Source organism: Herbaspirillum sp. Sphag64 (genome assembly GCF_014192645.1).
Classification (GTDB): Bacteria; Pseudomonadota; Gammaproteobacteria; order Burkholderiales; family Burkholderiaceae_D; genus Herbaspirillum.
In genome coordinates this window covers 74,242-87,354 of sequence record NZ_JACHYE010000009.1, presented here as the reverse complement: position 1 = coordinate 87,354, position 13,113 = coordinate 74,242, and the positions used below count along the sequence as shown (strand labels likewise).

11 protein-coding genes and 1 pseudogene are annotated in these 13,113 nt (G+C 54.9%); 6 read left to right on the top strand and 6 right to left on the bottom strand.

Annotated features, from left to right (window positions below; translation table 11 throughout):
* Nucleotides 1–29: 29 nt before the first annotated feature.
* The 6 genes and pseudogenes from FHW66_RS14800 to yacG form a co-directional block, all read left to right on the top strand.
* Nucleotides 30–1,304 (top strand): annotated as a pseudogene (locus tag FHW66_RS14800) (GspE/PulE family protein); the annotation flags it as partial.
* A complete protein-coding gene (locus FHW66_RS14795) occupies nucleotides 1,301–2,515 on the top strand; it encodes a type II secretion system F family protein (protein ID WP_183380586.1) in 1,215 nt (404 codons plus the stop codon). The pseudogene FHW66_RS14800 and the gene FHW66_RS14795, both read left to right, overlap by 4 nt.
* Nucleotides 2,515–3,405 carry an A24 family peptidase gene (locus tag FHW66_RS14790; RefSeq protein WP_370543475.1) on the top strand — a complete coding sequence of 297 codons (891 nt, stop codon included), beginning with the start codon at nucleotides 2,515–2,517 and terminating at the stop codon, nucleotides 3,403–3,405. Before FHW66_RS14795 ends, FHW66_RS14790 begins: the two co-directional genes overlap by 1 nt.
* Before the next feature lie 10 nt (nucleotides 3,406–3,415).
* On the top strand, nucleotides 3,416–4,084 hold the full coding sequence (gene coaE / locus FHW66_RS14785) for a dephospho-CoA kinase (protein ID WP_183380585.1): 669 nt from the start codon (nucleotides 3,416–3,418) through the stop codon (nucleotides 4,082–4,084).
* A gap of 146 nt (nucleotides 4,085–4,230) precedes the next feature.
* Nucleotides 4,231–4,986 (top strand): cell division protein ZapD, encoded by a 756-nt coding sequence (zapD, locus tag FHW66_RS14780; RefSeq protein WP_183380584.1) that lies wholly within the window; start codon nucleotides 4,231–4,233, stop codon nucleotides 4,984–4,986.
* Nucleotides 4,987–4,998: 12 nt separating this feature from the next.
* A complete protein-coding gene (gene yacG / locus FHW66_RS14775; protein ID WP_183380583.1) occupies nucleotides 4,999–5,196 on the top strand; it encodes a DNA gyrase inhibitor YacG in 198 nt (65 codons plus the stop codon).
* 20 nt (nucleotides 5,197–5,216) lie between these two features.
* Here the strand turns inward: yacG and FHW66_RS14770 are convergent, their stop codons facing one another.
* The 6 genes from FHW66_RS14770 to FHW66_RS14745 all read right to left on the bottom strand — a co-directional run bounded on the left by FHW66_RS14770 (nucleotide 5,217) and on the right by FHW66_RS14745 (nucleotide 12,952).
* Nucleotides 5,217–5,642, bottom strand: coding sequence for an NUDIX domain-containing protein (locus tag FHW66_RS14770; RefSeq protein ID WP_183380582.1), 426 nt, complete (start codon nucleotides 5,640–5,642; stop codon nucleotides 5,217–5,219).
* On the bottom strand, nucleotides 5,642–6,514 hold the full coding sequence (locus tag FHW66_RS14765; RefSeq protein WP_183380581.1) for an ATP-binding protein: 873 nt from the start codon (nucleotides 6,512–6,514) through the stop codon (nucleotides 5,642–5,644). Before FHW66_RS14765 ends, FHW66_RS14770 begins: the two co-directional genes overlap by 1 nt.
* 222 nt (nucleotides 6,515–6,736) lie before the next feature.
* Nucleotides 6,737–7,972, bottom strand: coding sequence for a bifunctional glutamate N-acetyltransferase/amino-acid acetyltransferase ArgJ (gene argJ, locus FHW66_RS14760; RefSeq protein ID WP_183380580.1), 1,236 nt, complete (start codon nucleotides 7,970–7,972; stop codon nucleotides 6,737–6,739).
* Nucleotides 7,973–8,118: 146 nt separating this feature from the next.
* Nucleotides 8,119–8,850, bottom strand: coding sequence for a DUF2272 domain-containing protein (locus FHW66_RS14755; RefSeq protein WP_183380579.1), 732 nt, complete (start codon nucleotides 8,848–8,850; stop codon nucleotides 8,119–8,121).
* A gap of 114 nt (nucleotides 8,851–8,964) precedes the next feature.
* The gene (gene secA, locus FHW66_RS14750; RefSeq protein WP_183380578.1) at nucleotides 8,965–11,730 is read right to left on the bottom strand and encodes a preprotein translocase subunit SecA; all 2,766 of its coding nucleotides are present in this window, start codon (nucleotides 11,728–11,730) and stop codon (nucleotides 8,965–8,967) included.
* A 253-nt stretch (nucleotides 11,731–11,983) separates the two neighbouring features.
* Complete coding sequence (locus tag FHW66_RS14745) at nucleotides 11,984–12,952, bottom strand: M23 family metallopeptidase (RefSeq protein ID WP_183380577.1); 969 nt, start codon at nucleotides 12,950–12,952, stop codon at nucleotides 11,984–11,986.
* Nucleotides 12,953–13,113: the final 161 nt, after the last annotated feature.

The window sequence follows — 13,113 nt, the reverse complement described above, 5'->3', positions numbered from 1 at the left end:
CACCGCAAGCCTTTTCCTTTTACAGAAATGCACTGGCATCACAACGCCGATGCAAACTGCTTGCGGTGAATCCCATGCCTCCTTCTGTTCCAACGTCCTCATCTTCCGGCGCCGATGCCGACGATGCACCCGCAGTGCGTTATCTGCAAAAAATATTGCTCGATGCAATTCGGCTCGGTGCTTCCGATTTGCATCTGGAGCCATTTGAACATGGTTGCCGCTTGCGCTTCCGCATCGACGGTGCATTGCGTGATATCGCAGAGCCGCCATTAAGCCTACGCGATAAACTGGCCTCACGCATCAAGGTGCTGGCGCGTCTGGATATCGCCGAAAAGCGCGTCCCGCAGGATGGCCGCATGAAGCTGACGCTATCGAAGTCGCATGCGGTGCAGTTCCGCGTCTCCACCTTGCCAACCTTGTTCGGCGAAAAGGTCGTCATGCGCGTGCTCGACGCCACACAAGCCCGGCTCGATCTGAGTGAACTCGGCTACGCGCCTGCGCAAGAGAGTCTGCTGCGCGAAGCAATCACGCGTCCGCACGGGATGGTGCTCATGACCGGCCCGACCGGTTCCGGCAAGACGGTCTCACTGTATAGCTGCCTGCATCTGCTGAATCAGCCGGGGGTCAATATATCTACCATCGAAGATCCGGTCGAGATTCCTCTGCCGGGCATCAATCAGGTTAACGTCAACGAACGCGCAGGCCTGAGTTTTCCGACGGCCTTGCGCGCCTTTCTGCGACAGGATCCAGACATCATGATGGTCGGTGAGATACGTGATCTGGAGACGGCTGACATAGCCGTCAAGGCAGCCCAGACGGGCCATCTTGTGCTCTCAACACTGCATACCAATGATGCCCCGGCGACGCTGACACGCTTGCTCAACATGGGCGTACCGGCTTTCAATATTGCCTCTTCAGTGATCATGATTACCGCGCAGCGGCTGGTACGACGGCTGTGCAGTTGCAAACAGGAGCATCACATGACGCTGGCTGCGCGGCAGGCAGCTGGCATGACTGAGGCCATCCAGTCCAGTCTCAGTGAGCTCAGCAACAGTGGCCTGATCTTCAAGCCAAACGGCTGCAAAGATTGTGGCGGCAGCGGCTATCGGGGACGCACCGGGATCTATCAGGTCATGCCCATCAGCAACGCCATCGAGAGTCTGATTCTGGCACATGCAGCCACTCCTGATATTGCCGCCCAAGCACAACGGGATGGAGTGCTGTCATTGCGCCAATCAGGCTGGAAGAAGGTTGCTGAAGGCATGACCAGCGTGGATGAAATCATCGCTTGTACAGGTATATGAATAACGCAGCCAAAACCCCGGCCAAGCGCTGGTATCTGTGGCAAGGTAAAGATCAACAGGATCGTATGCAGCGCGGCGAAATATTCGCCACCGGCACGGCGATGGTCAATGCACAACTACGACGACAGGGAATCATTTCAGCGCAGGTACGCATAAAACCACGCAGTCGTGTGCAGGCCATTCGAGAGAAGGAAGTGGCACTGTTCACACGGCAGCTTGCGGCCATGCTCAAGGCCGGCATTCCACTGCTGCAAAGCTTTGAAATCGTTGCCCGGAGCCAGTCCAACGAGACCCTGGCCAAGCTGATCCGCACTCTGCGCGACGATATCGAGACCGGTAGCAGTCTGCATCAGGCGCTGGCACGTCATCCAAAGCAGTTTGACGCGCTCTATTGCAATCTGGTGGCTGCTGGTGAACAGGCTGGGATGCTCGATACGCTACTGGCCAGCCTGGCCAATCACAAGGAAAAAATCCTTCATATCAAAAGCCAGATACGTACCGCCATGATCTATCCAGCCGCCATCATCGCCTGTGCCGTGCTGGTCACGGCCGTCATCATGATCTGGGTAGTGCCTTCATTCAAACAGGTATTCAGCAGTTTCGGGGCGAGCCTGCCATGGGCCACTCAGGTCGTCATCTACGCCTCGGATTTTCTGGTCAGTGATGGATGGATACTGGCAGCTCTTGCTGTACTCATGAGTACGCTGCTCATGCGACTATGGCGAAAGTCGCCGATCTGGCGCCATCGTGCTGCATATGGATTGCTGCGCCTGCCGCTATTGGGGAGGATAGCCCGCAATAGTGCGATCGCACGCTGGACCAGAACCCTGTCGACCATGTTTGGTGCCGGGGTACCGCTGGTGGATGCCTTGCGCGCGGTTGCCGGCGCCAGTGGCAACGCCGCATTTGCCGACAGTACTGCCGTCATCGTACAGCAGGTAAGCGATGGCGTCAGTCTGGCAGCATCGCTCGAACAGACGGCGTTGTTTCCCGGCATGGTGGGGCAAATGGTCGCTATCGGCGAAGAATCAGGGACACTCGATCAGATGCTGGACAAGGTTGCCGACTTCTACGAAATCGAGGTCAACGAAGCCGTCGCCTCACTCTCGATCATGCTGGAACCGATTATCATGCTGGTGTTGGGGGTAATCATCGGCGGGCTGGTGATTGCGATGTACCTGCCTATTTTTAAACTGGGATCGATTGTTTGATGTTCTCTTCATCTCCACCATTGGCATCTTTGCTGAATCTGACCGCGGGCCATAGCGGCATGGAGCTCGTCATTGCTGCAATCATTGGACTGCTGCTCGGCAGTTTTCTGAATGTGGTCATTCACCGGCTGCCACTGATGATAGAGCGTGACATCGCCAACTATCTAGCGCAGGAAACCGGCCAGGCATTACCCCACACTGATCGTTTCAACCTGCTCACGCCACGCTCAGCATGCCCGCACTGCGGCACGCCTATCGCCGCCTGGCACAATATTCCGGTGCTCAGCTATCTGATGCTAGGTGGTCGCTGTAGACACTGCAAGACGCGTATTTCATGGTGTTATCCCGCTGTCGAACTGCTCAGCACCATCCTGTCGGTGCTGATGGTTGTGCATTTTGGCCTTGGTATCAAGGGAATCGCTGCAATACTGCTGGTGTATTTCCTGATTGTCTTGAGTTTCATTGATGCTCGTACACAATTGCTACCCGATAGCCTAACCTTGTCTTTGCTGTGGCTTGGGCTGATCGTCAATCTGTATGGGCTCTTCGTGCCGCTTCAGGATGCTGTCATCGGCGCGGCAGGAGGCTACCTGACATTGTGGACAATTTACTGGATACATCGCCTCATCAGTGGCAGGGAAGGCATCGGCTTCGGCGACTTCAAACTGTTCTCGGCACTTGGTGCCTGGCTGGGCTGGCAGGTATTACCATTGCTTCTCCTATTCGCTTCTGGCGTCGCTGCCGTAATCGGTGTTGCCCTGCTCCTGACCGGCAGACATGCGCGCCATCAGACGCTGCCATTTGGTCCCTATCTGGCATTGGCAGGCGGGCTGATGCTACTGTATGGTCCTGACTGCTGGACGCTGCTGCTACCAGAACTTCATCGATAATGCGCTTCCCATGACGACCCCGACCACACCCCAGACTAACAATCACACCACGCCGGATGCCTCGCGGTTTTCAATTGGCCTGACGGGCGGCATCGGTAGTGGCAAGACGACCGTAGCCAATCTTTTTGGTGAGCGCGGCGCCAGCATCATTGACACGGATCTGATTGCTCACGCCCTTACTGTGCCGGGTGGTGCGGCCATCGAAGCGATCCGGCGGGCTTTCGGGGATACCTTTATTGCTACCGATGGTGCCATGGATAGAGCCAGAATGCGCGCTCATGTGTTCGCCAATCCAGCTGCACGACATCAGCTCGAAGCAATTCTGCATCCCTTGATCAGATCTGAGACTGCTCGCGCTGCAGCAACTGCTACAGGGAGTTACCTGATATTTGTGGTGCCATTGCTGGTCGAGTCGCGCCAGTGGGTGGGACGTACTTCGCGCATTCTGGTCATTGACTGCAGCGAGGAAATCCAGATTAAGCGGGTCATGCAGCGCAATGGCATGGCACAGACGCAGGTAGAGGCCATCATGCAGGCGCAGGCCAGTCGCACCGAACGCCTGGCCGTGGCCGATGACGTGATCGAAAATAACCTCGACAGCAGTCATCTGATTCCGCAAATCGAACAACTGCACCAAGCTTATCTGGCGATGGCAAAATCTGAAACTGAAAACAAATAGCGCTGGGCATTTGTAATTTTCGCCCGCATGGGTCAGAATCACATAAATTGGACGCGTTTTAACAATATCTCAACATTCTTCGATATTCGAGGACGTATTTGCGGAACGCGTTGTCGAATCCGGTTCAACTATAAAGGGACGCAGCTTTGATCGTTTACGAATACCCTTTCAACGAACGTATTCGCACGCTGTTGCGGTTGGAGGATCTGCACGAAAAGTTCGTGTTCTTCCTGCATCAGGAAAGCCCGCTGCAACATCACGTCGCACTCTCCACGATTTTCGAAATGCTCGAAGTGGCAGGCCGTGCCGACCTCAAATCAGATCTGCTGCAGGAACTGGAACGCCAAAAGCAAATTTTGCTGGCGTATCAGTCCAATCCCAACGTCGAGCCGGAGATGCTCAATGCGATCCTCGGCGAAGTTGACCGTGCCAGCGCTTCGCTTTCTGCTTCGCAAGGGAAGACCGGCCAGAATATTCGCGACAACGAATGGCTCATGAGCATCCGCGGCCGCACTATCATTCCGGGCGGCGCCTGCGAATTTGATCTGCCCTCCTACTATGCTTGGCAAAAACGCTCCCCAGAGCAACGCTTTGCTGATATCTCCAACTGGTTCGCGCCTTTGGTACCCCTGTTTGATGCGGTGACCATTGTGATGCGCTTGCTGCGAGAATCCGGTCATGCAGTTAAAATCAATGCAGATGGCGGTAGTTACCAGCAAATGCTGCAAGGAAAGATCTATCAGATGTTGAGATTGGTGATTGATGAAGAGCTGGGAGCTATTCCCGAAATTTCAGCCAACAAATACATGTTGTGGGTACGCTTTACCTCACAGGATGGCGACATGAAACCAAAACCATTTGAGGGTGAAGTCCCATTTGAACTGGCTTTGTGTGGTTTTTGAAGAGAATTTAGTATGGCAACCATCGTAGACTGCCCGACTTGCGGCACCAAAGTGGAATGGACAGAAAAGAATAAATTCCGCCCGTTTTGCTCCGACCGTTGCAAACAAATTGATCTCGGCGCCTGGGCCGAAGAAAAGTACACCATTCCTGCGGTCAACCTGCCAGATGATCAGGATGACGGCAATGCCTCAAGCTCCTCACTGCAATAACCTGTACCCGCCGACCTGATTCAGGTTGGTACCGGGAAACGCAGCCTGTCTATCCATTCCAGCAGGGGAATCGTTGCTGGCAGCAATGGCTCCACATCCACGCTACCTTGCCACGCAAATGCCTGCCCTTCCAGGCTTTGCGGCTCACCACGCCAATCCCGTGCAATATAAAAATGCAAACGGACATGCGCATGCGGATAGACGTGCTGTACACCGCACCAAGGTTCCGCCGATAGTATGTCGATACCCAGTTCCTCCTGAAACTCCCGTTTGAGCGCATCGATAATCGCTTCACCGGGCTCAACCTTACCGCCAGGAAACTCCCAGTAACCGGCATAGGGCTTGCCATCCGGCCGCTGGCCCAGCAGCACATCGCCGTTAGGCTTCATCAGAATGCCAACGGCTACATCGATCGGAGCAGACACGATTTCAGTGCTATCAACCATCAGGACTTGGCCCTTCCTGCGTAATCCTTAGCAAACTGCCACGCCACACGTCCGGAACGCGAACTGCGCTGCAAGGCCCAACGCAAGGCATCGCCGCGAGCAGCCTCAATCTGTTCTGCATCGCAGCCAAAATGACGCAACCAGTGGGCGACGATGTCCAGATAATCGTCCTGCTTGAATGGATAGAAGGTCACCCACAAGCCAAAACGTTCGGACAGGGAAATTTTTTCTTCTACCGTTTCGCCCGGATGCAAATCCCCATCCTCGGTATGTTGATACGTCGCATTATCAGACAGGCGCTCTGGCATCAGATGACGGCGGTTGGAGGTGGCATAGATCAGCACATTCTCGGATTGCGCAGCAATACTGCCGTCGAGCGCGACTTTCAGGGCCTTGTAGCCGCCCTCACCTTCCTCGAAGGACAAATCATCACAAAAAATGATAAAACGCTCCGGACGCGCCGACACCAGCTCCACAATATCGGGCAAGTCGTGCAAATCGTCCTTATCCACCTCGATCAGACGCAAGCCTTGGTCAGCATACTGGTTCAGGCAAGCCTTGATCAACGATGACTTCCCCGTGCCACGGGCACCGGTGAGCAAGACATTGTTGGCTGGTCGCCCTTCGACAAACTGGCAGGTGTTCTGATCAATCAATTCCTTTTGCGGAGCGATATTGTGCAGATCCGACAAGGCAATCGGTGCAATATGCCCGACCGACTGCAGATAGCCCGGCGCATTCCCGAGCCGGCCACGCCAGCGAAAGGCAATCCCCTTATCCCATCCAGTAGACGCCGCAGCAGGCGGCAACATGGCTTCAATACGGGCCAGCAAAGCCTCAGCGCGTTGCAGAAATTGGTCTAGTTGGGTCATAACAGAAGGACAAAGGAAATCGGAAGATCAAATTGTGCAGCAAAGCCCGACAGCAACAGATGAATAAAATTCGTGGAAATACAGACCATGCGACCCACTGAAACTGAATTCGGTCAGGGCCGTAGCGAACGGGTCAAGGTCGGAGTAAGAAGCGCAGCCGTACGCGAGTACGGTGAGCATCGCAGTTCCGAGATTGCCCCGCGCAGTAGGCCCTGGCCGAATTCACGAGCGGTAGTCGGCATTGATGGTGACATACTCGTGCGACAAGTCGCAGGTCCAGACCGAGGCCTTGACCGCGCCACGCCCCAGCTTCACCCGCACCACAATCTCACTCTTCTTCATCACGCGCTGCCCGTCTTCTTCGCGATAGTCAGGATTACGGCCACCGTTCTTGGCAACCCACACGTCGTCCAGATACAGATTCAGGGTCGATACGTCCAGATCATCGACACCAGCGTAACCAATTGCAGCCAGAATACGGCCCAGATTTGGATCGGAAGCAAAGAATGCAGTTTTTACCAGCGGCGAGTGCGCGATCGAATAGGCGATCTTGCGGCACTCTTCCACACTCTTGCCTTCTTCTACCGTGACTTCGATGAACTTGGTTGCACCTTCACCATCGCGGATAATCTGGTGCGCTAGATGTTGCGACAGCGACGTCACCGCTACTGCCAGCTCGCGATACTCAGGACTGTCTGCGCTGGTAATCTCCAACTCACCGGCACCTGTAGCAATCAGCATGAAGGAGTCATTGGTCGACGTATCACCATCGATGGTGATGCAATTGAACGACTGATCAGCAGCATCCTTAACCAGTTGATTGAGCAAAGCTTGCGGTACCTTGGCATCAAATGCCAGAAAGCCCAGCATGGTCGCCATGTTTGGCTTGATCATCCCGGCGCCCTTGCTGATACCGGTCATCACAACCTGCTTGCCGCCGATGGTCACGGTGCGCGACGCAGCCTTGGGCTGGGTGTCGGTGGTCATGATTGCTTCGGCGGCATTGAACCAGTTGTCTGCCTGCAGATTCGTGATGGCAGCAGGCAACCCGGCCTTGATGCGATCAACCGGCAAAGGCTCCAGAATCACACCGGTCGAGAACGGCAGAATTTGCGAAGCCTTCAGGCCCAGCAGGCTAGCCAGTTCAGCACAGGTCTCATTGGCGCGCGCCAGCCCTTCTTCACCGGTCCCGGCATTGGCATTGCCAGTATTGACGATCAACGCACGAATCGGCGCAGCAGCGCTCACTTGTGCCAGATGCGTCTTGCAGATCTGCACTGGTGCTGCACAGAAACGGTTGAGCGTGAACACACCGGCAACAGTTGCCGTTGGTACCAGCTTCATGACCAGCAAATCCTTGCGATTGGCCTTGCGTACACCGGCTTCGGCGTAACCCAGCTCAATGCCGGCAACAGGTTTGAGGTCAGCGGAAACAGGAATGGGAGAATTGATGGCCATGATGTTCTAGTCCGGGATCAGGAAAAAGGAGTGGGTAAGACAAATTTGAGAACGTTATTGTAGCGGTATCAGATGACCGCCACGTTGTTTCCTGCACGATATTGCTGAGATCCACTGTGATCCGCAGTCAGCCGGGCGCCAACGGATCAGGGCATCAGGTTCTTGACGACGACAAACCAGTGGCGTCGCACTGTGGGAATGACACGACCATCCCAGGTCAGCGGAATCATTGATTCGGAGACCGAATTGTAGACATTGCCACCAATCACGCCGGCCCAGCCCAATAGGGGATGCAGTTCATAGACCAGATCACAATGCCCGGGCAGACCGGGGTGGATCGCTGCAATGGTGTCGACTGTATTATCGTCACGCGAGGTACAGATCAGATCGCCCGGCGTCACCGGCTGCGTGCTGACAGGACGCAAGACGAATATAGGATCAGGCGCTTCCTGCCGTTGCTTCAGGTAACTCAGATAATTGAAATGGGCTTCGCTACGCTGGAAGTCATTATCTGCAACACCCGCTTGCTGCATCAGATACGAGATGAAGGCTGCCGACCACGGCTGCTGGGTATCAGCACCGGTGTAACTCCGGCCTACCGACTGCCAATACAAGGCAATACGCTGCACAGCGTCGCCCTCGTCCTCCAGCAGCCCCAGACGCGGTGCACTCGGTGGCTCCTGACGCATGTCAATTTGCTGGCGGCCAAAAAATTGCCACTCCTTGTTGGCCGCTGCGAGCAAGGCAGAGCGCCGTGGCTGCCCAGTTTTCGCAGGCAGATCGGAGACCGAAGGCACCGGCACACTACTGCAAGCTGTCAGCATGGACATCAGAATCGCCACCATGGGAAGCAGCCAGCGGTCCACATTGCCTGCCATTACTACACCTGCCTTCGCATTGCATTGGTTTGACATTGCATTCAAAAATAAAAAACCGCGCTCAGTTTGAGTGAGCGCGGCTTGGTTTACAGCTTGCGTCGTCCGTGTCGTAAATCAGGACAACTTGCCATGGCATTGCTTGTACTTCTTGCCACTACCGCATGGGCAAGGATCATTGCGACCGACCTTCGGCAAAGCATTGACCTGTGGCTGCGCAGCGCTGCTATCGGGGACCGCAGTCGGTGCCAGCAACTCTTCAGGAGCCGCATTGGCATCAAAGTCAGCATGCTGGAAGTGGACGTTTTCGACATGCGACTGCGCCATGTTTTCTTCGGCCTCTTCGATTGCTTCACGACTTTCGATACGCACGGTCATGACGATCTTGATCACCTCATTCTTGATCAGGTCGAGCATCTGCGCAAACAGCTCAAATGCTTCGCGCTTGTATTCCTGCTTCGGATTTTTCTGTGCGTAGCCGCGCAGGTGGATACCTTGACGCAGATGATCGAGCGCCGCCAGATGTTCACGCCAGTGGCTGTCAATGCTCTGCAACATGACACTGCGCTCGAAACCACTAAAGGCTTCCTTGCCAACCACATCAATCTTGGCACTGTAGGCGGTCTCAGCAGCCGACAAGACACGGCCCAACAGATCTTCCACGCTCAGATCAGGCTCGGCTTCCAGAATCTCGGTCAGTGGTACGGCCAGTTGCCATTCGCTTGCCAGTGCGGCTTCCAGAGCAGGGATATCCCATTGTTCTTCAACCGACTCTTGCGGAACGTGGGTGTGGAACAGCTCAGTAAAGACACCTTCACGCAGCGAGGTAATCATTTCTGACATGTCAGCAGCTTCAAGCAACTCATTACGTTGCTGGTAAATCACCTTGCGCTGATCATTAGCCACGTCGTCATATTCCAGCAATTGCTTGCGGATGTCGAAGTTGCGTGCCTCTACCTTGCGCTGTGCCGATTCAATCGAGCGTGTAACGATCCCTGCTTCAATAGGCTCGCCTTCAGGCATCTTCAGACGTTCCATGATGGCGCGCACACGGTCACCCGCGAAAATGCGCAGCAAGGCATCGTCAAGCGACAGATAAAAACGCGAGGAACCCGGATCGCCCTGACGTCCGGAACGACCGCGCAACTGATTGTCGACGCGGCGTGATTCATGACGCTCGGTACCGATGATATGCAAGCCGCCGGCAGTCACGACGTGGTCGTGCAGCGATTGCCATTCGCTGCGCAGCTTCTCAGCCTGTGCCTGCTTGTCGGCATCCGACAAAGCAACGTCGGCTTCGATGATCTGAATTTGCTTTTCCACATTGCCGCCCAGCACGATGTCGGTACCACGACCGGCCATGTTGGTGGCAATGGTAATCATCTTGGGACGACCGGCCTGCGCAATGATTTCCGCTTCGCGTGCATGCTGCTTGGCATTGAGAACATTGTGCGGCAACTTGGCTTGATGAAGGATGCCAGACAACAGCTCGGAATTCTCGATCGACGTGGTACCGACCAACACCGGCTGTCCACGCTCGTAGCAATCCTGAATATCCTTAAGCATCGCCATATACTTCTCTTGGGACGACTTGTATACCTGATCCTGGCGATCCTTGCGGGCACTGGGGCGATTCGGCGGAATCACGACGGTTTCCAGGCTATAAATTTCCTGGAATTCGTAGGCTTCCGTATCGGCCGTACCAGTCATGCCGGACAACCTGCTGTACATGCGGAAATAATTCTGGAAAGTGATCGAGGCCAGCGTCTGGTTTTCGTTCTGGATCTTGACCTTTTCCTTGGCTTCCACTGCCTGATGCAGGCCATCGGACCAGCGGCGACCCGTCATCAGACGGCCGGTAAATTCGTCAACAATTACCACTTCACCGTTCTGCACCACGTATTGCTGATCCTTGTGATACAGCGTATGCGCACGCAAGGCCGCGTACAAATGATGCACCAGCGAGATATTGGCGGCATCGTACAGCGAGGCCCCTTCAGGCAACAAACCCATGCTGGTCAGAATCTGTTCGGCTCTTTCGTGACCTGCTTCAGTCAGCAATACCTGATGACCCTTTTCATCCTTGGTGTAGTCACCTGGCACTTCCACCTTACCCTTGCCGTCGGGGGTTTCTTCACCGATCTGCTGTGTCAGCAGTGGTGGTACTTCGTTGATCTTGTGGTATAGGTCAGTATGGTTCTCTGCCTGACCGGAAATGATCAGCGGCGTACGGGCTTCATCGATCAGAATCGAGTCAACTTCATCGACAATCGCAAAGTTCAGACCACGTTGTACGCGGTCATCACTGTCGAAAACCATATTGTCGCGCAGGTAATCGAAACCAAACTCATTGTTGGTACCGTAAGTGATGTCTGCAGCGTAAGCGCCTTGCTTGAGGTCATGATCCATCTGCGACAGATTGATGCCGGTGCTCAGACCCAGCCAGCCATACAGGCGCCCCATCCACTCAGCATCACGTTGTGCCAGATAATCATTGACTGTCACTACGTGCACGCCCTTGCCCGACAACGCGTTCAGATACGCCGGCAGCGTCGCCATGAGCGTCTTGCCTTCGCCGGTGCGCATCTCGGCAATCTTGCCAAAGTGCAACACCATGCCACCAATCAACTGAACATCGAAGTGACGCATCTTGAGCACACGTTTGCTGGCCTCGCGGCAGACGGCAAAGGCTTCCGGCAGAATCTCGTCCAGCCCGGTTCCGTTGGCCACGCGCTGCTTGAATTCAGGTGTCTTGGCTTGCAGTTCGGCGTCAGTGAGCTTCTCGATGGCCGGCTCGAGCGCATTAATTTGACGGACAATTTTTTGATATTGTTTGAGCAGACGCTGATTGCGGCTACCGAAAATCTGGGTCAGTAATGACATGCTTGGATTCTAAAAAAGCGCCGAAAAAATGACTCTGCGTGTGTTTTCTTGCACGCGCGGAACCGGAATAAGGCTGGCAGATGCCCGCTGAAGCTAATAAACCTTGGATTTTAGCACGCCGCCCCGCCCACAACAGTGTTGACACTGACACCACAAGTGTCGCCAGAATCAACCAGGGAGCGCTACGTGCACTACTTATCCCTGGGTAGATCAGGCCAACCGCGAAAGATTCAATACCGCGACGCGACCATTCCTAATGCCCGGCCACAAAGACTGGCGCCGCTTTGGGAGCAGTGCCACCGAGCGCCAGGAACTTACGCGGATCCTGAGCAACGCCGCGAATGCGCACCTCAAAGTGCAGGTGTGGACCGGTCGAACGACCCGTCGTCCCGATATCGGCAATATGCTGGCCACGCTTGACGATGTCGCCGACCTTGACGTAAAGCTGCGACGCATGCGCATAGCGGGTGATGAGATCATTGCCATGGTCAATTTCGAGCATGTTGCCAAATTGATAATGATATTCCGCAGCAATCACCACGCCGGCAGCTGCAGCAACGATGGGAGTACCAATCGGCCCCGGGAAATCCAGCCCTTCATGAAACGCGTTATGGCCGGTGAATGGGTCGATACGCCAGCCGAAACTTGATGAATTGTAGGCAACATTGACTGGCGGGTTGGTCGGCAACAACCTCGATTTGATCCGGTCGCTCATGAGACTCGATTCCACCGCATTGAGATAGTCGCTGCGATGGCCGACATCGACGGATAGGGCATCCAGCATTTTTTGCACTTCACTCATGCTGAAATCACGTCCCGGCCCACCGATATCAGAAGTCTCCATACCGCCACGGCCGGGCTTTTCCTTGAAGTTGAATTCTTCCGGGCGCACGCCGGCAAGTCCCTGAACACGTTCACCAAGCGCATCCAGACGCATCAATTGCGCCTGCATCTCGCCCAATTTGACGGCCATGACGGCAAGATTTTCCTTCAGATACTTTTCCCGCTGATCATCTTCTCTTTGCGTCATCGATACCATCAGCTTGTGCAACATCGGCGACCCTTCGCCATCGCCAGCATTGCGCAGTACCAGGTAAGAGATCAGTGCAGAACATCCGAGGATGGTGACAACAAAGAGCGACAGGAGCAGCAGGATATGCCTGGAAGTCAGGGTAACGGAGCGCGCGCGGGTCAGACGGGGGTGCAACAGAATAATTTGCATCTTTACTCCTGTGACTCCCATCCTTCAAGGATGAGATGTGATAAGGTTTAAAGATGAAGTATCCCTCCACATTTACCCCTTATCGCCGAGGTCCTTCGGCTGCGCAATTGATGCGCAAACCGAGAGACGCGACAGACTTTTTGCGGTCTGATAATGCAATG